The organism is Paraburkholderia sp. GAS333 (genome assembly GCF_050435665.1).
GTDB lineage: Bacteria > Pseudomonadota > Gammaproteobacteria > Burkholderiales > Burkholderiaceae > Paraburkholderia > Paraburkholderia fungorum_A.
This window is the reverse complement of record NZ_JBNDKS010000001.1, coordinates 81,128-105,029: the sequence shown is the minus strand read 5'-3', so window position 1 is coordinate 105,029 and position 23,902 is coordinate 81,128. Positions and strand designations below refer to the sequence as shown.

Genomic DNA, 23,902 nt, shown 5'->3' with positions numbered 1-23,902 from the left:
TTAAGCGATTTCACCCCACAGACGCAGCCGCGATACGCCGCCGTCCGGAAAGATATTGAAACGAACGTGGGTCACCGGACCGGGCGATGCGAGGCCGTCGGTGAAGGTATGCACGTGATCCATCTGCAGCTTCTGTTCGTCGAGCAGCAGCGGCCAGAACATCGCCTGCGTGACGAGCGAATCGTCGGTGCCGCCCGTAACCGACGCGGCCTGCAGCGAACAGCGGTCGGGGAAATTGCCCTTGAAGTGCGCCGTATCCACTTCGATCTTGCGGATCACGCCCGGCCGCGCCAGCGCGACGATCGCCCAGTCGTTGCCCGGCTCGCGACGCCGCCGCGTTTCCCAGCCGTCGCCCATGTTGACGCCGCGGCCCGGCATCAGCATCTGCGAAGCGGGACCGAAATGCTGATTGTTCGCGGCCACCAGATACGCGCCGTTTTCGATGGCGGCGAGGTCCAGCAGCGTGCCGCGCTCGACGCGTTCCCAGTCGCGTTTCGGCTGACCATACACGCGCAAACGCGCGAGGCCGCCGTCCGGGTACAGATTCACGCGCAGATGCGTGAAGGCGCGCGCGTCGTTCACTTCGACGTAGTGATGCTGGTTACCCTGCAACGTGGTCGCGGGCATGAGCGTCTGCCAGTCGGCGTTATCGGGCGGCGTGTCGCTGTCCGCGTAACAGGCGTCGATCGACGCAGCCGGCGGAAAATTGCCCGTGAAGTGGCTTGTGTCGAGATCCACGCCGTGCACGACGCCCGGTCGCGCGAGGCGGATCACGCAGTGGTCGTGGCCGGTGGTGCGCTTGCGGCGGGTTTCCCAGCCGTCCATCCATTTGCCGTGATCGTCGTACTTGCCGGGGATGAACACCGCCGGTTGCGGGTCGAGCATGCGCTCTTTCGGCGCGAAGAATTCGTCGCTCGCGTACAGCGCCTTCGCGCCCAGACGCGGGTCGGCGAGATTCATGTAGCGGCGGGTGAAGGCGGGAGCGTTGGGGTCGAGGATCGGATTAGCCATAGTCTCAGTCAGGCAGCGAAAAGATGAAGGACAACCGGCGGTGCTTGCAGGGCCCGCCGGTGCGGAAAGCGCGCTGCACTGGCGCGCGGAATTCGGGACGGTGGTGATGTCGACAGTCGGGTTGCAGGTTGCGGTGGACCGACCGCGCTGTTCTCAGCAGCAGGAGCGGTGGCAAAGGCGGCGGAGGCAGCAGCGAATCGCAACTTCGGCGCAGCAGGCCCGGATTCCCGCCGCCACACTCGCGGCAGACCACGAAACACATCTGCCTCCCCAGCGCCGGCTTCAGACTGCCGGCACACGCTCGCCGCTCAGCGCTTCAACGCCCGGGTCCTCGCCAGCGGGCACGTAACGCAAAGCCGCATCGCGATTCAGCACGCGATGCGCGCGCACCCGGTCGATATCGTTTTCCCACACGGCCACGACCACCGTCGCCACGCAGTTGCCGATCAGGTTGGTCAACGCGCGGGCAATGCCGACGAACCAGTCGACCGGCAGAATCAGCACGAGGCCGAGCACCGGGATCGCCGGAATCGCGGACAACGTGGCCGCCAGAATCACGATGGCCGAGCCAGGAATGCCGTGCGCGCCTTTCGACGTCACCAGCGATACGAGCACCACTACGATCAGGTCATGCAGCGACAGAGGCGTGTTCGTGGCCTGCGCGATGAAGATCACCGCCAGCGTGAGATAGATGGAAAAGCCGTCGAGATTGAAGGAGTAGCCGGTCGGAATGACCAGGCCGACGGTCGAATCCTTGACGCCCATCCATTCGAGCTTGCGCATGATCTGCGGCAGAACGGCGTCGGACGAAGCGGTGCCGAGCACGATCGACAGTTCTTCGCGCAGGTAGCGGATCAGCTTGAAGATGCTGAAGCCCGCGAGCCGCATGACGATGCCCAGCACGACCGCGACGAACACGAAACAGCTCACGTAAAACACCAGCACGAGCATGCCGAGTTGCTTCAGCGACTCGACGCCGTAGGTGCCGGTGGTGAACGCAATCGCGCCGAGCACGCCGAGCGGCGCGAGCTTGATGATGAAACCCATCACGCGGAAAAACACTTGCGAGAGTTCGTCGATCAGGCTGCTCACGCGCTGCGCCTTATTTCCAAGCAGCGACAGCGCGGAGCCGAACAGCACCGAAAACACCAGAATTTGCAGGATATCGCCGGTGGCAAACGCGTTGATGGCCGTGTCGGGGATGATCTTCAGCAGAAATCCCGCGGTGTCCTTGAGACTTTTCGCGTTCTCGGTGTAAGTCGCGAGCGACGCCGGATCGAGCGAATGCAGGTTGATGTTCATGCCGACGCCCGGCCGCGTCGCGTAGGCGAGCACGGCGCCGATCACAAGCGCGATCGTCGTCATCACCTCGAAGTAGACCACCGCTTTCAGGCCGACGCGCCCGACCTTGCGCAGATCGCCCGCGTGCGCCATGCCGCTGACCACCACGCAGAACACGATCGGCCCGATCACCATTTTGATCAGCTTGAGAAAGCCGTCGCCGAGCGGACGCAGCGACTGCGCGAAATGCGGATACACCGCGCCGATCACGATACCCGCCACCAGCGCTATGACGACCCGGCCAAACAGCGAATTGAAAAATTTCAACACGGCTTCCTCCTGGTTGAGATTTGCATCTGTTCAGACTGGTCGGACCAGTACTGTTATGGGCAATAGTAGGAAGCCGATATACTGGCGTCAAGGAATCATAAAACAGTGTTTACCCGTTGTTTTTCCAGCTGTTTCGGGTCGGATTGCGTCAGCAAATGTTCCGACGATACAGCCACCCGACGCGCGTATTAGAATGCTGGTCAGACCGCGCCACCCAGTGAGCCACAATGAAAAACGTCCCGCATACCGTTACCGATGCCGCCATCGCGACCATCCGCGAACGGATTGAAGCGGGCGTCTATCCGGTGGGCAGTCTGCTGCCCGCGCAGCGCCAACTGTCCGAGGAACTGTCGATCAGCCGCGCGTCGTTGCGCGAGGCGCTCTCCACGCTGGAGGCGCTCGGCCTGCTGGTGATTCGCCCGGGCAAGGGCGTCTATGTGGAAAGTGCGCAGGCCGCAGCCGCGCAGTCCTGGCGTTTCGCGGAGCAGTCGTCGCTGCCGGACACTTATCAGATGCGCTTCGCACTGGAAGGCTTTATCGCGCGGATGGCGGCGCTGGCGGTCAGCGATTCCGACCTCGCGTGGTTCGAAGAAAACATCACGGCCATGCAAACTGCGCTCGCGTGTGACGAGCTCGACGAAGCCGCCCGTCTCGACTACGACTTTCACATGCGGATCGTGAACATTGCCGGCAACGCGGCAATCGAGTCGATTCTGAGCAGCAGCGCGGACATCATGAAGGAAAGCCAGCGGATGCCGTTCTACCGGCGCGAACTGGTGTTGTCTACGTACACCGAGCATCGCGCGATTCTGGATGCGCTGAAGACACGCGATTCCGCCGCCGCTGGCAAGGCGATCGAAACGCATATTTCGAACGCCGCGCAACGCGCAGGCGTCTATTTCCCGACACCACAGACGTAAAAAAGCCGCTCCGAAGAGCGGCTTTTTTATCTACGACGACCGGCCAGAAAACCGGTGTCGCCGAGCATGCAGCGCGCGATAACTTACTTCGCGTTAGCCAGCGCCACAGCCGTGTCCAGCATGCGGTTCGAGAAGCCCCACTCGTTGTCGTACCAGCTCGACACCTTCACCAGACGGCCCGATACCTTGGTCAGCGTCGAGTCGAACGTCGACGAAGCCGGGTTGTGGTTGAAGTCGATCGACACCAGCGGTGCCGTGTTATAGCCGAGGATGCCCTTCAGCGAACCTTCCGAGGCTTCCTTCATGATCGCGTTGACTTCTTCGACCGTGGTGTCGCGTGCAGCGATGAACGACAGGTCGACGACCGACACGTTGATCGTCGGGACGCGGATTGCGTAGCCGTCGAGCTTGCCGTTCAGTTCCGGCAACACCAGGCCAACTGCCGACGCTGCGCCGGTCTTGGCCGGGATCTGGCTGTGCGTCGCCGAGCGGGCGCGGCGCAGGTCTTCGTGATACACGTCTGTCAGAACCTGGTCGTTCGTGTATGCGTGGATCGTGGTCATCAGACCGTTCACCAGGCCGATCTTGTCGTTCAGCGGCTTGACCAGCGGTGCCAGGCAGTTCGTCGTGCACGATGCATTCGAAATGACCGTGTCCGATGCCTTCAGCACGTTGTGGTTCACGCCGTAGACGATCGTTGCGTCGACGTCCTTACCGCCCGGCGCCGAGATGATGACCTTCTTTGCGCCGCCCTTGATGTGCGCGCTCGCCTTTTCCTTGGTCGTGAAAAAGCCCGTGCATTCCAGCACGATGTCGACGTTCAACTCGCCCCACGGCAGTTCAGCCGGGTTGCGGTTAGCCAGCACGCGGATCTTGTCGCCGTTCACAACCAGGTAGTCACCGTCCACCGACACTTCGCCCGGGAACTTGCCGTGCGCCGTGTCGTATTGGGTCAGGTGAGCGTTGGTCTTGGCGTCGCCCAGATCGTTGATGGCGACGATTTCGATATCGTGCTTCTTGCCGTTTTCATAGAAGGCGCGCAGCGTGTTGCGGCCGATACGGCCGTAGCCGTTGATTGCGACGCGAATCGTCATGGTCTATCTCCTGATGGCTGAAAAAAATTCGTCCAGGTTTCGTCTGACTGGCTGCGTTGCCGCGCGTTCAAGCCGAGGCGTGAACGCGGACGGCAACGCCGGCGCGAAATCAGCCGAGTGCGGCTTTAGCCGTCTCTACAACGTTTTCGACGGTGAAGCCGAAATGCTTGAACAGCACGCCAGCCGGGGCCGATTCGCCGAACGTGTCGATCCCGACCACGCCGCCTTCCAGACCCACGTACTTGCGCCAGAAATCCGTCACGCCCGCTTCGATCGCGACGCGGCGCACGCCGTGCGGCAATACGCGTTCGCGGTATTCGGCGTCCTGCTTGTCGAACACGGTGGTCGACGGCATCGACACGACACGTGCCGCGATGCCTTCGCGCGCCAGCGGCTCGACCGCGTTCAGCGCCAGTTCGACTTCCGAACCCGTCGCGATCAGGATGATCTTGCGTGCGACGATTTCATCGTTCCAGTCGCGCAGCACGTAACCACCCTTCTCGATGTTCGCGATCTGCGCGTCGGTGCGCTCCGAGAACTTCAGGTTCTGACGGCTGAAGATCAGGACCGACGGGCCGTGATGTTCGACCGCGTGGGTCCAGGACACCGCGGTTTCGACGGTGTCGGCCGGACGCCAGACTTGCAGATTCGGGATCAGACGCAGGCTGGCAACGTGTTCGATCGACTGGTGGGTCGGGCCGTCTTCGCCGAGGCCGATCGAGTCGTGCGTGAACACGAAGATCGACGGTGCTTTCATCAGCGCAGCGACGCGCAGCGCGTTGCGGCTGTAGTCGGAGAACGTCAGGAACGTGCCGCCGAACGCCTTGAAGCCACCATGCAGCGCGACGCCGTTGATCGCGGCGCTCATGCCGAATTCGCGCACGCCGTAGTTCACGTAGTTGCCGGCTGCGCGGCCTTCTGCGTTCACACGCACCGGAACCGCTGCCTTCCAGTTGGTCAGGTTCGAGCCGGTCAGGTCGGCCGAGCCGCCGAGCAGTTCGGGCAGAACCGTCGACAGACCTTCAATAGCCTGCTGCGATGCCTTGCGCGTCGCGATGGTTTCAGCGCGCTCGTTCGCACCGGCGATGATTGCGGCAGCCTTTTCCTTCCAGTCAGCCGGCAATTGCTTCGCGTCGCGGCGCTTGAATTCGGCCGCTTCCTGCGGGTACTTGGCCGCGTAAGCCGCGAATGCCTTGTCCCACTCGGATTCGATCTTCGCGCCCGCGTCCTTCGCGTCCCACGCTGCGTAGACTTCCTGCGGAATCACGAACGGCTCCCACTTCCAGCCGATCGCTTCACGCGTTGCCGCGATTTCCTTGTCGCCGAGCGGCGAGCCGTGCGAATCGTGGCTGCCGGACTTGGTCGGCGCACCCTCGCCGATCACGGTCTTGCAGCAGATCAGCGTCGGCTTGTCCGACAGCTTGGCCTGCTTGATCGCCGCGTCGACTGCGTCGACATCGTGGCCGACCACGTTCGGGATCACGTTCCAGCCGTACGCTTCGAAGCGCTTCGGCGTGTCGTCGTGGAACCAGTGAACCACTTCGCCGTCGATCGAGATGCCGTTGTCGTCGTAGAACGCGATCAGCTTGTTCAGCTTCAGCACGCCGGCCAGCGAGCACGCTTCGTGCGAGATGCCTTCCATCAGGCAGCCGTCGCCGACGAACACGTACGTGTGGTGATCGACGATCTTCGCGTCAGCCTTGTTGAATTCGGTCGCGAGCAGCGACTCGGCGAGCGCCATGCCGACCGCATTCGCCAGACCTTGACCCAACGGGCCCGTGGTCGTTTCGACGCCCGGCGTGATGCCGTATTCCGGGTGACCCGGCGTCTTCGAATGCATTTGACGGAAGTTCTTCAGCTCTTCCATCGGCAGGTCGTAGCCGGTGAGATGCAGCAGCGAGTACAGCAGCATCGAGCCGTGGCCGTTCGACAGCACGAAGCGGTCACGGTCGGCCCATTGCGGGTTCGTCGGGTTGTGACGCAGATGGCGCGACCACAAAGCCACGCCGATTTCGGCCATGCCCATTGGCATGCCGGGGTGGCCGGAATTCGCTTTTTGAACGGCATCCATGGACAGCGCACGGATTGCGTTGGCCATCAGGGAGGGGGTTGCGGGAGACGAGGTCGTCATGTCGAGTCCGGAGACAGAGTCAGAAAGCGGTGCGCGCTTGAAGACCGGAAGCTCGAATGCCAGTTCGCTTCGGCGCACGATGCGGCGCCAGGAGACGCGAAACGGGCAGAGCAAACGGACAAGGCTGAAAGCGAGACATTCTAGCAGAACGTGACCGGCGACCGGCCCGGAAAGCCGCGTCGTCGTGTGGTCCGATACACGAGGTGCGGCCCGCCGCCACACGGCCCTTTACAATTGCGTACAACCCTGAACCACCGCGCTCGTGACAGAGCCCGCCACCCGTGAGCGCTCCGCTGCTGTTCCACCCGAGTCCCGACGCCGTCTACGGATTTCCGCACGCGCGGCTGATCGAACGAGTCGACTCGCCGTATCAGCGGATCGAGGTATGGGACACGCCGCAGCTTGGCTGCCTCTTCACGCTCGACGGCCGTCCGATGACCTCCACCGGCGACGAGTTCATCTATCACGAATGCATGGTGCACCCGGCCGCGCTCGCGCATCCTTCACCGCGCGCCGCGCTGGTGCTCGGCGGCGGCGATGGCGGCGCCGCGCGGCAACTGCTGCGGCATCCGTCGATCGAGCGGATCGTGGTGGCGGAACTCGATGCGGAAGTCGTCCGCCTGACGCGCGAGCATTTGCCCGAAGTGCACGGCGGCGCTTTCGACGACCCGCGTGTCGAACTGGTGATCGGCGACGCGGCGCATTACGTGGCAGCGGCCGCGTCGGCGCAATTCGACCTTGTGATCTTCGATCTGACGCCGCCCGACTCGCCCGCCGCCGGCCTTTACACACGCCCCTTCTACCAGCAACTCAAGCGCGCGATGAGCCCACTTGCCGCGCTGTCGGTCCATCTCGGCTCGCCGTATCAGCATGTAGAGCGCATTGCCGCCCTGCTCGACGACCTCAGCGCCGAATTCAGCAGCCTCCGCACGATGAACACCTTCGTCCCCCTCTACGGCTCGCTCTGGATGATGGCAACCGCGAGCAACACGCTCGACCCCGCAGCCCTGCCCGCCGAAACAATCGCCGAACGCCTGGCCAATCGTCAAATCGATTCGCTGAAGCACTACGATCCCGCAATCCACGCAGGACTGTTCTCGGCATCGCGAGCCGTGCGCGATAAACTAAGTCAATTCTTAAAGCCATCAATCTGACGTGTGGGCACAATGCGCGATTGGTCAGGCGACGCCATCGGAGCATCGATACGCGACCGCCCATCCAGCCTTGCAGCATGTGTTCCGCCAACCTTCTAGATCGGAGAACCCCATGACCGCCCTCCGCCCAGCCGGTGTGCCCTGGTTGACCCCCTATCTGACGGTACGTGACGCGCGCGCCACGACTGCGTTCTTTTCGGCGGCGTTCGGCTTCGAAGTGCGCGACAGTGTCCAGGACGACGGCGTCGTCATGCACGTCGAGATGACCTATCAAGGGCAGTTGATTGTGATGTTCGCGCCGGAAGGCGCGTTCGGCTCGGCCGCGAAAACACCCAAAAGCGCGGGCGCGATCGCCCCGCAATCGTTCTATGTCTATGTCGACGATGTCGACGCGGTTTATACGCGGGCGCTGGCGGCCGGCGCAAAATCGCTGAGCGAGCCACAGGATCAGTTCTGGGGCGACCGGTTCGCCCAGGTCGAAGATCTGGACGGCTACCGCTGGGCGCTCGCTCGCCACCTTTCCTGAGCCAATGAGTATTTTTCTGATGCCCCGCTTTTTCGTCAGCACCCCGCTCAATCCCGACGACGTCATGCAGCTTCCCGATGACGTCGTCCGGCACGTCCTCGTGCTGCGCTTGCAGTCCGGCGATTCGATCGTGCTTTTTAATGGCGAGGGCGGCGAATACAGCGCCGAACTCGTCGAAGTCGAACGTCGGTCGGTTTCGGTCCGAATCCGCGAATTTCGCGCGATCGAGGTCGAGACGCCTTATCAGCTAACGCTCGCGCAGGGCATTGCCGGCGGCGACAAAATGGACTGGCTGATCGAAAAAGCAGTCGAACTGGGCGCATCCTGCTTCGTTCCGCTGACTACGACGCGCAGCGTCGTGCGCTTATCGGGCGAGCGTGCGCAGCGGCGGCATGCGCATTGGCAGGGCATTGTGCGCGCGTCGTGCGAACAATGCGGACGCAACCGGTTGCCCGAAGTCATGCCCGTGCGCGAGATCGCGACGTGGCTCGGCGCGCTGCCCCGCGAGCTTGCGGAAGGTGAACTGCGGATTCTGCTGTCACCGCGCGCCAGCATCAGCTTCGCAGCATTGCCGGCGACGCCGCCGCGCGGTCGCGTGACCGTGCTGGTCGGCCCGGAAGGCGGTTTTTCCGCTGCGGAAGAAGCGGCAGCAACCGATCACGGATTTATCGCCGTGGGCCTTGGACCGCGTGTGTTGCGCACCGAAACGGCGGGCATTGCGGTTCTGTCGGGGTTGGCTGCGCGTTGGGGCGGATGGTAAGTCGTCTGGATTCTCGTGCAGCGCTGCGCGGAAATATCAGCATCCAAAGCAAAAGGCCCGCCAATCGGCGGGCCTTTTTTCTTATTCCATCATGCAACGTGCAGCTATCTGTGCGGAATATCACGCAAACGAGTAAAACACCCGGAACGCCACTTTGCGCTCGGCCCAGAATTCGGCGGCCTCGCGGAACACGTCGAGCAGCGTCTCGCGCCCTTCCTTGTCGAATTTCTGCGCCACCGGCAACTGGTCGAGCACGATCACAAAGCCCGGCTGCGTACCGGCTTTATGAACGAGATCGGTCAGGCTGTCATAAAGCGCGTCGTAATTTTTGCCGAAATGCTTGGGAAACAGGAACGACGTAGCAATGGTTTCGAGCACTTCCTGTTTGGACGCCGCGTTCGCGCAGTACGCATACAGAAAATGCTGGCCGAGCTGGCTGGCTTCGTCAGCGAGATCCTGCACGCGGAACGCGCGGATCGACTGTACGATGTTCGGTCGTACGGTCTTGAAAAGGCTCATGGGCTCCTCGTTCGATGAAACCACCGTGCCAGCTTCGCTCTGGTTATCGCGACCCTGCTCGCCGGCGCGCATCTTCATGACGCGTTGGAACAAATTGCCGTCGCCGGCCGCGAAAAGATCCGTCGCGACTCCGGTATCGTGCGCGTAGACGTTGTCGCTCATGCCGTTCATCCCGATGTCATTCAACAATACGATTAAAACTGGTGTAGTGGTCGTCCGAGTAGTAACAATTGTCGGTTCGCTTTAGCGGACCTCCGCAGACGATGCGACGCGCCCCGCGATTGTGCGCACGAGGCGTGGGAACGGTGTATTCGTGGTAATAGCCGCGCCGATGGGCCGGCAGCAACCGTTCGCGATTGCCGAATACGATGCCGTCCTTCTCATACGGGTAAGGCCCGCCAGCAGCAATCAAGTTCAATGTATTGACCGCTTCGCGCGGTAACTGAGCCAGCGCGACCGTGCCCTGTGCGTTCGTATCGACAGGCGCCGTGTAGTCGCGGGCAAACGCGCCAGGCACGGAGCCGGATAACGCGTACAGCGTAAAAGCACCGAACAGCACGCCTTTAATGCGCAGCCACTTGCGTGCCATGTATCAAGGTTCCCCGCTGTTAGATCACGAGTTTGACGACCATGAAAGTCGTAAGGGTATCGCTAATAGCCCCCGGAATCAACGTTAGCCGGGCAGCCTAAGGCCATCCAATCGCGCGGGAAAGGCTACAGGTGGGTGTTTGACGAGTTTTGACAGAATGTTTAGCTTGATCGAGCTAAACTGAGCCCGACTGCGCAAATTGGTAGTGCATGACAGGCTAATCAGCACGTTGGCTGCGTGCACTGCTATTCCCCGGCTAGCGCGCCGTGGCCAGTTGCAGTCTTTGAAATTTGATGTGTGAGTAGCTGGTTTTAGGGTGGCTATCCCCTGCTTACCCTCGGGCGTGCCCATTGCGGGCACGCCTTTTTTTCGCTTGGCGCCTCGAAAAACAGCGCCATGCCTGCCCGGATCGCGACGATCAGCGAGCAGCGATGACGTCTGCAACCAGCAGCGCCGTCATATTGACGATCCGGCGCACCGTCGCCGACGCCGTCAGCACGTGAACCGGCTTGGCCGCGCCCAGCAGCATCGGGCCAATCGCGATGTTGTTGCCGGCTGCCGTCTTCAGCAGGTTGTACGAAATGTTGGCGGCGTCGATGTTCGGCAGCACAAGCAGGTTCGCTTCGCCTTCGAGCGTCGAGTCGGGCAGCACTTCGCGGCGCAGATTCGCGTCGAGTGCGACGTCACCGTGCATTTCGCCGTCAACATGCAGTTCCGGCGCACGTTCGCGCAGGATTGCCAGCGTATCGCGCATCTTCTGCGCGGTCGGCGCGTTGCTCGAACCGAAGTTCGAGTGCGACAACAGTGCGACCTTCGGCTCGATACCGAAGCGGCGAACTTCTTCCGCCGCCATGATCGTGATTTCAGCCAGTTGCTCCGGCGTCGGATCGACGTTCACGTGCGTGTCGACCAGGAAAATCTGGCGATTCGGCAGCACGAGGCCGTTCATTGCCGCGTAGACCTTGGCGCCTTCCTTCTTGCCGATTACCTGGTCGATGAAGTGCAGGTGACGATGCGTCGTGCTGACCGTACCGCAGATCATGCCGTCCGCTTCGCCCTTTTCCACCAGCATCGCGCCGATCAGCGTGGTGCGGCGGCGCATTTCGAGCTTCGCCATTTGCGGCGTGATGCCCTTGCGGGACATCATCTTGTAGTATTCCTGCCAGAAATCGCGGTAACGCTCGTCATGATCGGTATTGACGATCGTGTAGTCCTGACCCGCGACCAGACGCAGACCGAAGCGCGCAATGCGCTGCTCGATCACTGCCGGACGGCCGATCAGAATCGGCTTCGCCAGCTTTTCGTCGACGATGATCTGCATGGCGCGCAGCACGCGCTCTTCTTCGCCTTCCGCGAACACGATGCGCTTCTTCTCCGGCTCGACGCCACGCGCCAACTGGAAAATCGGCTTCATCGTCGTGCCGCTGTGATACACGAACTGCTGCAGATGCTGCTCGTACGCTTCCATGTCCTCGATCGGACGCTCGGCGACGCCGCATTCCATCGCGGCCTTCGCCACAGCCGGTGCGACCTTGACGATCAAACGCGGGTCGAACGGCTTCGGAATCAGGTATTCGGGACCGAACGACAGGTCCTGAATGCCATACGCCGTCGCGACGATATCGCTCTGCTCCTGACGAGCCAGTTCAGCGATTGCGTTGACCGCTGCAATTTCCATTTCCCGCGTGACCGTCGTCGCGCCTGCATCGAGCGCGCCGCGGAACAGGAACGGGAACACCAGCACGTTGTTCACCTGGTTCGGATAGTCGGTACGGCCCGTGCACAGCACGGCGTCCGGACGCACTTCGAGCGCCAGTTCCGGCAGGATTTCCGGCGTCGGGTTGGCCAGCGCGAGAATCAGCGGCTTCTCCGCCATCTGCTTGACCATGTCCTGCTTCAGCACGCCGCCAGCCGACAGGCCCAGGAAAATGTCCGCGCCGCCGATCGCTTCAGCGAGCGTGCGAGCGTCGGTTTCGCGCGCGAAGCGCTCCTTGTCCGGGTCCATCAGTTCGACGCGGCCCTTGTAGACCACGCCGGCCAGGTCGGTCACGGTGATGTTTTCGAGCGGCAGGCCGATATCGACCAGCAGGTCCAGACAGGCCAGCGCAGCCGCGCCCGCGCCCGACGACACCAGCTTGACGCTCTTGATGTCCTTGCCGACCACCTTCAAACCGTTGGTGATCGCCGCCGCGACGACAATTGCCGTGCCGTGCTGGTCATCGTGGAAAACCGGGATCTTCATGCGCTTGCGGCATTCGCGCTCGACGATGAAGCAGTCCGGCGCCTTGATGTCTTCGAGGTTGATCCCGCCGAAAGTCGGTTCGAGCGCGGCGATCACGTCGACCAGCTTGTGCGGATCGGATTCGTTCAGCTCGATATCGAACACGTCGATGCCGGCAAACTTCTTGAACAGAACAGCCTTGCCTTCCATGACCGGCTTCGACGCGAGCGGCCCGATGTTGCCGAGACCCAGCACCGCAGTGCCGTTCGTGACGACGCCGACCAGGTTGCTGCGCGCCGTGAATCGCGCGGCATTCAACGGGTTTTCGACGATTTCCTCGCACGCGAATGCGACGCCCGGCGAATACGCCAACGCGAGGTCGCGCTGGTTGATCATCTGCTTGGTCGGGGCGATCGCGATCTTCCCCGGGGTGGGGAACTCGTGGTAATCGAGGGCGGCTTCGCGGAGTTTGCTATTGACGGGATTCGACATAAGGCGGGCTTCGAAGTGCAGATTAGAATAGATGTTCGACGGCATTGTAGCCCCAATTGCCTACGCGATTCCTTCAATACGGGTGCAACTGCCGCGACTTAAAAGGAGTGAACGTCCACGGCGATTCGTGTCGCCCTGTCGAAAGTCCCGCAAGAAGTTGCATGCGGATTGAATCCCAATGCAGCAGCAACTTCGTACAATGCACGCCGTTAGCCGCTTTTCGCGGCGTTTCTTCCTTTTCTGCTGGCCGCCATGCTCTCCGAGTTCTCGCTGATCGATCGATTTTTTGCTCGCCGGGCCGCAGTGGTTCGTCCGTCTGACGCTACCGAAGGGACGCTCGGCATCGGCGACGACTGCGCTTTGCTCGCGCCGCGAGCAGGCGAGATGCTGGCGATATCGACGGACATGCTGGTAGAAGGCCGTCACTTCTTCCCCGATGTCGATCCCGAAGCGCTCGGTCACAAAACGCTCGCTGTGAATCTGTCGGACCTTGCGGCCATGGGCGCGCAACCGCAGGCCTTCACATTGGCGTTTTCTTTGCCGAAAGCGGACGAAGCCTGGCTAGCCGCATTCAGCGAAGGGCTCTTCGCGCTCGCCGAACGTTACGGTTGCGAGCTGATCGGCGGCGACACGACCGGCGGTCCGTTGAATCTGTGCGTGACGGTGTTCGGCAGCGTGCCGCCGCAATCGGCGTTGCGCCGCGACGCAGCCAGACCGGGCGACGACATCTGGATCTCCGGCACACTCGGCGACGCGCGCGCCGGGCTTGGCGTGCAACGCGGCGAGTGGTCGGCTGATCCGGGCGACGCTGCGACATTTCGCCGCGCCCTCGAACGCCCGGAGCCGCGGGTGCCGCTCGGGCTCGCGCTGCGCGGCGTCGCGCACGCGGCGCTCGACCTGTCCGACGGACTGGCCGGCGATCTGCGGCACATTCTCGAACGCTCGTCGGTCGAGGCCACGGTCGACATCGATGCCATTCCGCGCTCCGACGCACTGCGCCGTCTGTCGCCGGAAATTCAGCAGCGTTGCACGCTCGCCGGCGGCGACGACTATGAACTCTGCTTCACTGCGCCGGCCGAAGCGCGCGCGTCGGTCGAAGCGGCGGGTCGGAAGGCGGCCGTGGCGGTCGCCCGCATCGGTACAATAAGCGCTCTCCAGGCGGCAGAAGACCGCCCGGCGATCCACTGGCGCAACGCCGCCGGGACGCCGCTCAACCTGACGTTGCAAGGCTTCGATCACTTCCATGCAGACTGATCCCCCGCTCGGCCCCGCCGACGAACTCATCGGCGGCCCGTCGCCCCAGGCGCCCGGGCCGGACGCGCCCCGGCCCCGTCCGCGTCGCGCGACCGCGCGTTTCATGCTGTCGCATCCGCTGCATATTCTGTCGCTGGGTTTTGGCAGCGGCCTGTCGCCGGTTGCGCCGGGCACGATGGGAACGCTGTTCGCGTGGGCGTCGTTTGCCGTGTTGAGCCGCTATCTCACCGTGGTCGAGTGGGCGGTGCTGATCGTGGTGGGATTTATCGCCGGAATCGGGATTTGCAGCTTCACGGCGAAAAAGCTCAATGTCGCCGATCCGTCGCAAGTCGTGTGGGACGAAATCATCGCGTTCTGGCTAGTGCTGCTGATGGTCACGCCCGTCACGCTGACCGGCCAGCTTTGGGCGTTCATCGTGTTCCGTTTCTTCGACATGGTGAAACCGCCGCCCATCGGTTATTTCGACCGCCGCCTGAAAGGTGGTTTTGGCATCATGTTCGACGACCTGGTCGCCGCGTTTTTCACATTGCTCGTGATCGCGTTGTGGCGCATGTCGGTTTGAGCGCCAGCCGCGCGTAGTCTCATCTTCTGTCTCCCGGACACACCATGCCTACCGATTCCGTGGTTCACCAGCTCGCGATTCGCGTCAGCAACCGTCTGCGCGATGAGCGCCTGATGCTCGTCACCGCCGAGTCCTGCACGGGCGGCATGGTGGCGACCGCGATCACCGACATCTCCGGCAGCAGCGGCTGGTTCGAGCGCGGTTTCGTCACGTATTCGAATCAGGCAAAAAGCGAAATGATCGGCGTCCCACCCGACCTGATCGACAAGCACGGCGCGGTCAGCGAACCCGTGGCGCGTGCGATGGCCGAAGGCGCGCTGCGCAATAGCCGCGCGCAGGTGTCCCTGTCGATTACCGGCGTCGCCGGGCCGGGCGGCGGCACGGAAACCAAGCCGGTCGGGATGGTGTCGTTCGGTTGGAGCAACCGGCTGCATACGTCGGTGGAGACGAAGGTTTTTAAGGGCGATCGCGAACAGATTCGCGTGCAGGCCGCCGCTCATGCGTTGCGCGGCGTGCTGGCGCTGCTCGACGAGCGCGAGCATTAAGCGTCCCCTTCTCCTTTTGCATGGCGGAAAACGATGCCCGATTCGCATTCAGCCAAAGACGAGTTGATCCGGCGCTTCGATCTGAAGCCGCATCCCGAGGGTGGTTTTTTTAGCGAGACTTACCGGTCAAAGGCGCTGATAAGCCGCGACGACGGCTCGGCGCGTTCGGCATCGACGGCGATTTACTACCTGCTTTGCGACGGCGCGCATTCGGCGTGGCATCGGATCAAGTCCGACGAAGTCTGGCATTTTTATGCTGGCGAGCCGTTGCTGGTTCACGTGCTCGACGAAACCGGCGCACTCGTTACGCACCGGCTGGGCAATACGTTGACGCATCCCGAAGCCGTATTTCAGGCGGTCGTGCCCGCAGGCTTGTGGTTCGCGGCGGAGTGCGCCGATCCGGCGACGTTCGCGCTAGTGGGCTGCACAGTGGCGCCGGGGTTCGAGTTCAGCGAGTTCGAACTGGCTGATGTCGACGTGCTGAAGCGGCAGTATCCGCAGCATTCGGGTTTGATCGGGCGGATGAGGTCGGTGGGCTGACCGGGCCGGATTCGGCGCCGGTCGTTCAGAATTCAGAATTCAGAAGAAACTCCGTCTCTGCCGCTGCGTCCCTTACCCATCCAACGGGCTGCAAGCCCTCAAACCAGCAGCCCTTCCTCACTCACCGGAACGCATTGATCCGGTCACGCGTTTCCATCGCCGCCTTTGCTGCGGCTTCCGCGAAATCATCACCCTTGCCCGCGTAAATGATCGCGCGCGACGAGTTGATCAGCATGCCCGTGCCATTCGCGGTACGGCCGGCGTTGACCGTCGCCTGCACGTCGCCGCCTTGCGCGCCGATGCCCGGAATCAGCAGCGGCATATCGCCGACGATCCCACGCACCACCTCGATCTCTTTCGGGAACGTCGCGCCGACCACCAGCGCCAGTTGGCCGCTTGCATTCCACTTGTCCGCCGCGAGTTGCGCGACGACCTGATACAGCGGACGCCCGCCCGTCTCCAGGAATTGCAGATCGGAACCGCCCGCGTTCGACGTACGGCACAGCACGATCACGCCCTTGCCTTCATGTTCCAGATACGGCTGGATCGAATCGAAACCCATGTACGGATTCACCGTCACCGAATCCGCCTGATAGCGCTCGAACGCCTCGCGCGCGTATTGCTCGGCGGTGCTGCCGATATCGCCGCGCTTCGCATCCAGAATCACCGGCAGGCCCGGATGATTCGTGTGAATGTGCGCGATCAGTTGCTCGAGCTGGTCTTCCGCGCGATGTGCGGCGAAATACGCGATTTGCGGTTTGAACGACGACGCATACGGCGCGGTGGCATCGACGATCGCGCGGCAGAAGTCGAAAATCGCGTCGGGCCGGTTCGCAAGCGCGCCCGGGAATTTGCTGGGCTCGGGATCGAGGCCGACGCACAGCAGCGAGTTCGTGCGCTGCCAGGCGTCGTTGAGTGTCTGGATGAAATTGGACATGGTGAGTCTCGCGGCGAGCCGGTAATCGGAAGAGGCGCGTATTTTACCCGTCCTGCGCGGCGGGTCGGGTCGCGCGCGCGGCGACGGGCGTCGGCGCTGGCCGCTAAAACCGGCAACCGACGACTACACCCCGCCCATTCGCCTCTTTCTCCGTCACGACCGCCGCCGCGCTCCCGGCATCGAGCGCAAGCCCGTCCGCTCCACCGTGAACCGGAACGTCCGCGTCAGACGCTCGCCGCGTGAGAGCAACGTCATGCCGTTCTCGCTCGCGCCGCCTGCCAGATTCATCGCGTTGATCGGGTGATCCACGGGTTCGAAGCAGAAGAAATCTTCGCCGGGCGGCGTGTACAGCACGTAGTAATCGGTATCGGCGGCAATATTCAGCGACAGACGCCGCTTCGGCCACACCACCGCCGCCTGCCCGCTCCATCCAGTGAAAGCGTGGTTGACGATGGTGTCCGGCAGCGGATACGCGACGCCGAATTGCCACGCGGGCGGCGCAGGCACGTGCCGCACCGGCAGCCAGTCGTCGCCGGAAAGCCAGAGACCGCCGGCCGCCGCCGATAACTCGGTATCCGCGTCGCGCACGAAGAATGGATGCACGCCGAGTCCGAACGGCAGCGCCTCGCGCCCCGCATTCTCGATTTCCAGCGCAATCACGAGCGTCGGGCCGTCCAGCGTATAGGTCTGACTCGCGCGGAATGCGTACGGCTTGCCGTCGCGGCGATCGAGCGTCAGACGCACGTTTTCGCGGTCCGACTCGGCCACCTGCCACGCCGACAGCCAGCCATCCCCGTGAATCGGCAGCGGTTCGTCGTTGCGGTTGCGCGGTACTTCGACACGCCGTCCGCCGACATTGAATTGTCCGCCGCCGATCCGGTTCGAATACGGCAGCAGCGGATAGCAGGCGAGCTGGTTCGGTTGCGTATCGGCGGAAACGTGACGGCAGCTGCGGAAAATCGGCGTCAGCGCACCGTCGTTGCGCCAGTCGAAACGGGTGACGCCGCCGCCGAGAGTCGGCGCAACGTCGAGGCGCAAATGCGTATTGGCGAGCGTGATGCATGCCACGTCGCCGGCACTGGTTTCGCCGACCGCGACCGCCGACGTGCTCGGTCCGGCCAGCACCGGATTGGCCGCCGCGGCCAGCCGCGAGCGCCGGCTCTGAGAGGTAGGAGAAGAAGCGGAAACAAGATTCGCAACAGTCATATCTGGCTCCATCGAGAGGCGTGAGACGTTGGTGTCATTGCTGACAGATGCGGTAGGGCGATTTTTTTGTGTACGGATCGCCTCAGGGTCCAACTACAAGCTGCCGATTTGCTGCCACTGAAAATCACTGGAATTGCGACTTCAACTTCTGGATTTCGGTCAGGATCACTACGGATGCCAACCACCCGATCGACTGGGTGGCCGGCTGCGTCATTCTGCGCTATGCAGGCGCGCCCTGGAACACCGGCTCGGGCAAACCGTGGCGCGCTTGCGTCGCCACGAACACACCGCCTGCGTGAGTATCGATCGCGAGCGCCGCTTCGTCGAGATCGGCGCGCGCGCTCGTGACGTACAGCGTGTCGAGTTGCGGGCCGCCCAGCGCGACGCAACTCGTGTGAGCGGTCGGCACCTCGACGCGTTCGGTTTCGACGCCATCGGGGCCATAACGCACCACGCGACGGCCGCCCCACTGCGCGTTCCACAAGCCGCCGTCGCTATCGACGGTCGAGCCGTCGGGCTCGACGCTGCGGTCCGGCAGACGGAAGAACAGGCGGTCGTTGGAAATAACGCCGTCCGCATGATAGTCGCAGGCGCGGATTTCGAAGGCCAGCGAATCGCAGTAGTACATCGTTGCGCCGTCCGGGCTGAACGCGATGCTGTTCGCAATCGCGGGCGACGGCAGCGGCAGGCGTTCCAGCGACAGATCGCGGTTGAGCCGGTAAAAACCGCCAATCGGTTGCGCCGGCGACGTGTCGTCTTTCGTACCGAACACGAAGCGGCCCTGACGGTCGCAACGTCCGTCGTTGACTCGCGTATGCAGGCCCGGTTCGACATCGACGACAGGACGGATTTCGCCGGTCGTCAGATTGAAAAACGCCAGTTGCGACGCGAGACCGAGCAGCACAAAACGCGGGTCTGCGCACAACGCGAAGCAGGCGAGCCGCTCGGGCATCGGCCACGACGCGTTGGTGCCGTCGACCGGATCGTAGCGCCACAAACGCGCGCCTTCGATATCCGTCCAGTAGAAGCGATCCGTGCTCGCGCACCAGGTCGCGCATTCGCCAAGCGTGCATTTCGTATCGAGCAGCAGCGTCGCCTTTTGCGAGGTCGAGCTGGAAGGCACGCCCGAACTCACGCCCAGCCTCCGTCGACCACGACGTCCTGCGCGGTGATCATGCGGCTGTCGTCGGCCGCGAGAAACAGCGCCATGCGCGCGAGGTCGGACGGCTCGAGTTCGGCGTCGATACACTGCCCTTCCTTGATCTGACGACGCCCTTCGTCGTCGAGCCACAGGCGCTTCTGCTTCTCCGTGATCACCCAGCCCGGCACCAGCGTATTCACGCGGATATTGAAATGGCCGAGGTCGCGGGCGAGACCGCGCGTCAAACCTTGCACCGCCGATTTCGACATCACGTAGACCGGGTAACCGCCGTTCTTCAGCATCCAGCTAATCGAGCCGAGATTGATGATCACGCCGCTGTTGGCCGCCTTCATGTCTTCCATCACCGCTTGTGCCGCGAAGAACTGGTGACGGATGTTGACCGCGATACCCGCGTCGAAAAACTCGCGCGTCACGTCGCCGATCTGATGACGCTTGTCGTTCGCGGCGTTGTTCACCAGCACCTGGATCGGGCCGAGCGCGGCCTTCACGTCGGCGATGGCTTTTTGCAGCGCGTCGATATCGGTCAGATCGCACGTCAGGAACAGCGGCTTGTGCTTCGAATCGCCGAGCTGGTCGGCGAGCGCTTCACCGGCGCTCGCGTCGATGTCGAAGAACGCGACGCGTGCGCCTTGCGCCGCGAAATGCTCGACGAACGATGCGCCGATTCCGGTCGCGCCGCCCGTGATCAACACCGTGCGGTCGACGAGACTCGGATAGCGCGCGAACGCGGTATCCGCGAGACGGGCGTTTGCATTGGCCGGAGACGACATCGTTCGATTCCTTTAAGAGCGGTTAGATAAGTGACGAGGTTCGGGGATCAGTCCCGCGAGCCACGGTTCTTCAACTGGTCGAGCAGCACGGCGGCGAGCAGGATCGCGCCACGCACGAGGTACTGATAGAACGCGTCGATGTTCAGCAGGTTCATCACGTTCTCGACCGTGCCCATGATCAGCACGCCGATCACCACGCCGGAAATCGTCGCGCGTCCGCCGAGCAGCGACACGCCGCCGAGCACACACGCCGAGATCACGTTCAACTCGAAACCTTCAGCGGCATTCGGCTGGCCCGACGTAATACGCGACGCCAGAATCACACCGGCCAGCGCGGTCACCGCCCCCTGAATCAGGAAGATGTAGACGCGCGTGCGTTCGACGTTGATACCGGCCAGACGCGATGCTTCCGGGTTGCCGCCGATCGCCAGCGTGTTGCGGCCGTACACGGTCTGGTTGAGCATCACGCCGAACACGATGAAGCACAGCAGCGTGACCCAGATCGGCAGCGACACGCCGAAGAAGCTCAAACCGCCCAGCGCGATAAACGTATCCGACGACACGCCGACTGCCTGGCCGTGCGACACGATGAAGCCGAAACCGCGCACGATTTCCATCGTCGCGAGCGTCGTGATCAGCGCGTTGATGCGCAGATACGCGATCACCGCGCCGTTGACGAAACCGATCACCGCGCCCGCTGCGACTGCGGCAATGATCGCGATGAACGTGTTGCCGGTCGCGTTCAGCACCATCGCGCACAGCACGCCCGCAAACGCGACCGTCGACCCTACCGACAAATCGAAATCGCGTGACGCCAGGCAGAACATCATCGTGCACGCGACCATGCCGATCTGCGAGATCGACAGTGCGAGGCCGAGCATGTTCTCGATCGAGAAGAAGTGATCGACGGTCAGCGACATCGTCACGAACATCACGACGAAAATCACGATCAGGCTGTACTCGGTGATCTGCTGCCACCATTTCGTCTTGTCGTTCGACGCTGGAATCAGCGCTTCCGCCGCGCCTTTGGCGGCTTGCTGCGCGAGGTTTTCTCTAGCTTGCATGATGAAGACTCCTCCCGTTCCCCACGGGTTGCCGGACTTGCGTCCGAATAATGTTCAGGCCGCCTGCTGGGCAGCGGTTTCAGTTCCGGTACCGGGCAGTGCAGTCGAGCTTTGCGGCAACGCGAGGCTCAACACCGCTTGTTCGTTTGCATCCTTGCGCGACAGTTCGCCGGAAATCCGGCCCTGGCGCATCACGACGATCCGGTCGGACACGCCGAGCACTTCCGGCAATTCCGACGAAATCATCACGATTGCGCAACCGCGTTCGGCAAGCTGATAGATCACGTTGTAGATTTCGTGCTTCGCGCCGACGTCGATCCCGCGCGTCGGTTCGTCGAGAATCACGACCTTCAGATCCGGTTCCGCGAGCCAGCGCGACAGAATCGCCTTCTGCTGATTCCCGCCCGACAGGAAGCGGATTTTCTGGCGACGGCTCGGCGTCTTGATCTTCAGCAGCTTGATGAACCGGTCGGCGGTTTCCGCTTCTTTCTTGCGATTGAGGAACATCCCGCCGCGCAGATAATGACGGCGGCAACTGATGTTGATGTTCTCCGACACCGTCGCCATCGCGACGATGCCCTCTTCCTTGCGGTCTTCCGGGCACAACACGATGCCGTGCCGGATCGCTTCGCCCGCGCTGCGCACCTTGATCGGCTTGCCGTCGAGCAGCAGTTCGCCGCCCTTCTTGCGATCCGCGCCATACACGAGGTGCATCAGTTCGCTGCGGCCTGCGCCAACCAGGCCGAAGAAGCCGACGATCTCGCCGCGCCGCACTTCGAAGCTGGCCGGTTGCGCGAGCGCGTGACCTTCGATCGCTTTCGCCGCGAAACGCACTTCGCCGAGCGGCCTTGGCGAATAGCTATAGATGTCCGAAATTTCCCGCCCCACCATCTCGCTGACGATGGTGTCGCGCGACACGCCTTCGAGCGTCGTGTGCGAAGCGATCTTGCGGCCGTCGCGGAAAATCGTGCAGGCGTCGCACAGTTCGTAAATCTCGTCCATCCGGTGCGAGATGTAGATCATTGCGCGGTTGTCGGCGCGCAGGTCGCGCACCAGCTTGAACAGCACTTCGGTCTCGCGGTGCGACAGCGAACTGGTCGGTTCATCGAGCGCGATCACGCGTGCATTGCGCAAAAGCGCCTTGCAGATTTCGACCATCTGCCGTTGTGCGATCGAGAGCTTGCGCAACTTCGCGTTCGGATCGAGGCCGACGCCCATCGCTTCGAGGCGTTCGCGCACGAAGCGTTTTGCCTCGCGCTTGTTGACCCAGCCGAGCGAGTTGGGCAACTGGCCGAGCAGCAGGTTTTCCGCGACCGTCAGATCGGGGACGTACTGCAATTCCTGGTGAATCACCGCGATTCCCGCCGCGATCGAAGACGCCGCGCTCGTGAAGCGCACCTCGTTTCCGTCGATCATCACGCGGCCCGAATCGGGCTGATATTCACCGCCGAGAATCTTCAGCAGGGTCGACTTCCCTGCGCCGTTTTCGCCCATCAGGCCGTGAACCTGGCCGACGTTGACGTCGAAGGACACACCGTCGAGCGCACGCACGCCTGGAAAGACTTTGCCGATATTGTCAAAACGTAGCGTCGCTGACACTTCGCCTCCTAATAGATCAGAGTTTCTGGTGCAAAGCACTGACTCCAATCCCATGCAGTTATTGCTGCTTCATATGAACCGCGTTGTGAAACGCCTCGTGGACGCACTCAACCCAGCCTGTCTCTACCGCTTCTTTTATTCCTGCCACCGACGCGCCGCGTTCAGAGATGTCCCCTGAAAATGACGCGCCGGCAGTTCACTTCATCTGCATTACAACCGCGTTACCCACCCGCTTAGTTCGCAGCCAGACCCATCTTCTGACGAACGTCGGCCACGTTGTCACGCGTCGCCAGCATGCCGGTGGTCAGCGTGAGCATCGGCGGTTCCTTGCCTTGCGTGATCCAGTCGTACATCAGCGTCGAAGTTTCTTCGCCGTGACGCTTCGGGCTGATGATGACCGTGCCGTAGAAGCCCGTCGGCGTCGGCTTCTTGAACTCGTTGAGTGCCGAGTCCGAACCGCCGATGCCGATACCGATCATGTTGTCCGCCTTGAAGCCGCGGCCTTCCGCTGCGCGCACCGCGCCGAGTACGCCTTCGTCGTTCAGCGCGTAAGCAACCCAGTGCTTGTACTGCGGGTTCTTCGTCAGCGCGATGTTGGCTGCGTTGAACGCGTTTTCCGTGTCGGTCTTCGCTTGCGGCGCCATGATGATGTTCGCCTTCGGGAAACCGGCGGCGACCAGTGCGTCGGTCGCGCCCGACGTACGGTCATGCGCGGTCGGCAGCTGCTCGTAGGTCACGTCGATCGCGCCGACGTCCTTCATGTCCCAGCCGCGCTTCTTGATTTCCGCCGCCAGGCCGTCGCCGACCTGCTTGCCGATGTTGTACGCGGAGATGCCCATATGCGGCACCGAAGCGATCGGCTTGCCCGCGCCGTCGACCAGGCGGTCGTCGACCGTCATCATCTTGAGCCCGTCAGCTTTCGCTTTCGCAACGATGCCCGGCCCGAGCTTGACGTCCGGCGTGCAGATCACGAAGCCTTGCGCCTTCTGTGCCGACAGGTTGTCGATTGCGCTCATTACCTTCTCGCCCGACGGCGCGCCGATCTTCACCAGCGTGAAACCCTTCTCCTTGGCGGCGATTTCGGCGAACTTCCATTCGTCCTGGAACCACGGTTCTTCCGGCTGCTTCACGAGGAAGCCGATCTTCACCGGATCAGCAGCTTGCGCGGCCGTTGCGTTGAACAGCACACCCGTTGCGGCTGCCATCAGCGTGAGGAAAATTCTACGTTTCATGAT

The 23,902-nt window shown here is 62.6% G+C and carries 22 protein-coding genes; 8 read left to right on the top strand and 14 right to left on the bottom strand.

Features of this window, described 5'->3' with window-relative positions:
* Positions 1-1,011, bottom strand: coding sequence for an allantoicase (gene alc, locus ABH945_RS00475; protein WP_429249413.1), 1,011 nt, complete (start codon positions 1,009-1,011; stop codon positions 1-3).
* Between the two features lie 282 nt (positions 1,012-1,293).
* Complete coding sequence (locus ABH945_RS00470; RefSeq protein WP_429249412.1) at positions 1,294-2,622, bottom strand: C4-dicarboxylate transporter DctA; 1,329 nt, start codon at positions 2,620-2,622, stop codon at positions 1,294-1,296.
* Between the two features lie 227 nt (positions 2,623-2,849).
* Here ABH945_RS00470 and ABH945_RS00465 point away from each other — a divergent pair, with 227 nt between their 5' ends.
* A complete protein-coding gene (locus ABH945_RS00465) occupies positions 2,850-3,542 on the top strand; it encodes a FadR/GntR family transcriptional regulator (RefSeq protein WP_429249411.1) in 693 nt (230 codons plus the stop codon).
* An 83-nt stretch (positions 3,543-3,625) separates the two neighbouring features.
* Here the strand turns inward: ABH945_RS00465 and gap are convergent, their stop codons facing one another.
* On the bottom strand, positions 3,626-4,636 hold the full coding sequence (gene gap / locus ABH945_RS00460) for a type I glyceraldehyde-3-phosphate dehydrogenase (protein ID WP_074765775.1): 1,011 nt from the start codon (positions 4,634-4,636) through the stop codon (positions 3,626-3,628).
* A 109-nt stretch (positions 4,637-4,745) separates the two neighbouring features.
* Complete coding sequence (tkt, locus tag ABH945_RS00455; RefSeq protein ID WP_429249410.1) at positions 4,746-6,767, bottom strand: transketolase; 2,022 nt, start codon at positions 6,765-6,767, stop codon at positions 4,746-4,748.
* A gap of 281 nt (positions 6,768-7,048) precedes the next feature.
* Here tkt and speE point away from each other — a divergent pair, with 281 nt between their 5' ends.
* The 3 genes from speE (at position 7,049) to ABH945_RS00440 (ending at position 9,207) form a co-directional block, all read left to right on the top strand.
* On the top strand, positions 7,049-7,921 hold the full coding sequence (speE, locus tag ABH945_RS00450; RefSeq protein WP_429249409.1) for a polyamine aminopropyltransferase: 873 nt from the start codon (positions 7,049-7,051) through the stop codon (positions 7,919-7,921).
* A gap of 112 nt (positions 7,922-8,033) precedes the next feature.
* On the top strand, positions 8,034-8,447 hold the full coding sequence (locus tag ABH945_RS00445) for a VOC family protein (RefSeq protein WP_074765779.1): 414 nt from the start codon (positions 8,034-8,036) through the stop codon (positions 8,445-8,447).
* A 19-nt stretch (positions 8,448-8,466) separates the two neighbouring features.
* Positions 8,467-9,207: a 16S rRNA (uracil(1498)-N(3))-methyltransferase gene (locus ABH945_RS00440; protein WP_074766560.1), complete on the top strand. Its 741-nt coding sequence runs from the start codon at positions 8,467-8,469 to the stop codon at positions 9,205-9,207.
* A 120-nt stretch (positions 9,208-9,327) separates the two neighbouring features.
* Here ABH945_RS00440 and ABH945_RS00435 read toward each other — a convergent pair whose 3' ends face one another.
* The 3 genes from ABH945_RS00435 to ABH945_RS00425 all read right to left on the bottom strand — a co-directional run bounded on the left by ABH945_RS00435 (position 9,328) and on the right by ABH945_RS00425 (position 13,073).
* Complete coding sequence (locus ABH945_RS00435) at positions 9,328-9,888, bottom strand: barstar family protein (protein ID WP_074766562.1); 561 nt, start codon at positions 9,886-9,888, stop codon at positions 9,328-9,330.
* 16 nt (positions 9,889-9,904) lie between these two features.
* Entirely contained in the window at positions 9,905-10,315 is a 411-nt protein-coding gene (locus tag ABH945_RS00430; RefSeq protein ID WP_074765781.1) for a ribonuclease, read from the bottom strand.
* 418 nt (positions 10,316-10,733) lie between these two features.
* Positions 10,734-13,073, bottom strand: a complete 2,340-nt coding sequence (locus ABH945_RS00425; protein ID WP_074765783.1) for an NADP-dependent malic enzyme — start codon at positions 13,071-13,073, stop codon at positions 10,734-10,736.
* A 207-nt stretch (positions 13,074-13,280) separates the two neighbouring features.
* Between ABH945_RS00425 and thiL the strand changes: the two genes are divergently transcribed.
* Genes thiL through ABH945_RS00405 form a run of 4 tightly spaced genes read left to right on the top strand, consistent with a single transcriptional unit; the run spans position 13,281 to position 15,929 of the window.
* Entirely contained in the window at positions 13,281-14,282 is a 1,002-nt protein-coding gene (gene thiL, locus ABH945_RS00420) for a thiamine-phosphate kinase (protein WP_429249408.1), read from the top strand.
* The gene (locus tag ABH945_RS00415; RefSeq protein ID WP_171910232.1) at positions 14,272-14,844 is read left to right on the top strand and encodes a phosphatidylglycerophosphatase A family protein; all 573 of its coding nucleotides are present in this window, start codon (positions 14,272-14,274) and stop codon (positions 14,842-14,844) included. The genes thiL and ABH945_RS00415 overlap by 11 nt, the downstream gene beginning before the upstream one ends.
* A gap of 44 nt (positions 14,845-14,888) precedes the next feature.
* A complete protein-coding gene (locus ABH945_RS00410; protein ID WP_074765787.1) occupies positions 14,889-15,389 on the top strand; it encodes a CinA family protein in 501 nt (166 codons plus the stop codon).
* A 33-nt stretch (positions 15,390-15,422) separates the two neighbouring features.
* The gene (locus tag ABH945_RS00405) at positions 15,423-15,929 is read left to right on the top strand and encodes a cupin domain-containing protein (protein ID WP_429249407.1); all 507 of its coding nucleotides are present in this window, start codon (positions 15,423-15,425) and stop codon (positions 15,927-15,929) included.
* Positions 15,930-16,050: 121 nt separating this feature from the next.
* Here the strand turns inward: ABH945_RS00405 and pyrF are convergent, their stop codons facing one another.
* The 7 genes from pyrF to ABH945_RS00370 all read right to left on the bottom strand — a co-directional run bounded on the left by pyrF (position 16,051) and on the right by ABH945_RS00370 (position 23,899).
* Entirely contained in the window at positions 16,051-16,866 is an 816-nt protein-coding gene (gene pyrF, locus ABH945_RS00400; protein WP_074765791.1) for an orotidine-5'-phosphate decarboxylase, read from the bottom strand.
* A 153-nt stretch (positions 16,867-17,019) separates the two neighbouring features.
* Positions 17,020-18,072, bottom strand: a complete 1,053-nt coding sequence (locus ABH945_RS00395) for an aldose 1-epimerase (protein WP_429249406.1) — start codon at positions 18,070-18,072, stop codon at positions 17,020-17,022.
* A 220-nt stretch (positions 18,073-18,292) separates the two neighbouring features.
* Entirely contained in the window at positions 18,293-19,207 is a 915-nt protein-coding gene (locus tag ABH945_RS00390) for an SMP-30/gluconolactonase/LRE family protein (RefSeq protein WP_429249405.1), read from the bottom strand.
* Entirely contained in the window at positions 19,204-20,004 is an 801-nt protein-coding gene (locus ABH945_RS00385) for an SDR family NAD(P)-dependent oxidoreductase (RefSeq protein WP_074765796.1), read from the bottom strand. Before ABH945_RS00385 ends, ABH945_RS00390 begins: the two co-directional genes overlap by 4 nt.
* Before the next feature lie 47 nt (positions 20,005-20,051).
* Complete coding sequence (araH, locus tag ABH945_RS00380) at positions 20,052-21,068, bottom strand: L-arabinose ABC transporter permease AraH (RefSeq protein WP_074765799.1); 1,017 nt, start codon at positions 21,066-21,068, stop codon at positions 20,052-20,054.
* A 54-nt stretch (positions 21,069-21,122) separates the two neighbouring features.
* The gene (araG, locus tag ABH945_RS00375) at positions 21,123-22,667 is read right to left on the bottom strand and encodes an L-arabinose ABC transporter ATP-binding protein AraG (protein WP_074765801.1); all 1,545 of its coding nucleotides are present in this window, start codon (positions 22,665-22,667) and stop codon (positions 21,123-21,125) included.
* 233 nt (positions 22,668-22,900) lie between these two features.
* Positions 22,901-23,899 carry an arabinose ABC transporter substrate-binding protein gene (locus ABH945_RS00370; protein WP_074765803.1) on the bottom strand — a complete coding sequence of 333 codons (999 nt, stop codon included), beginning with the start codon at positions 23,897-23,899 and terminating at the stop codon, positions 22,901-22,903.
* Positions 23,900-23,902: the final 3 nt, after the last annotated feature.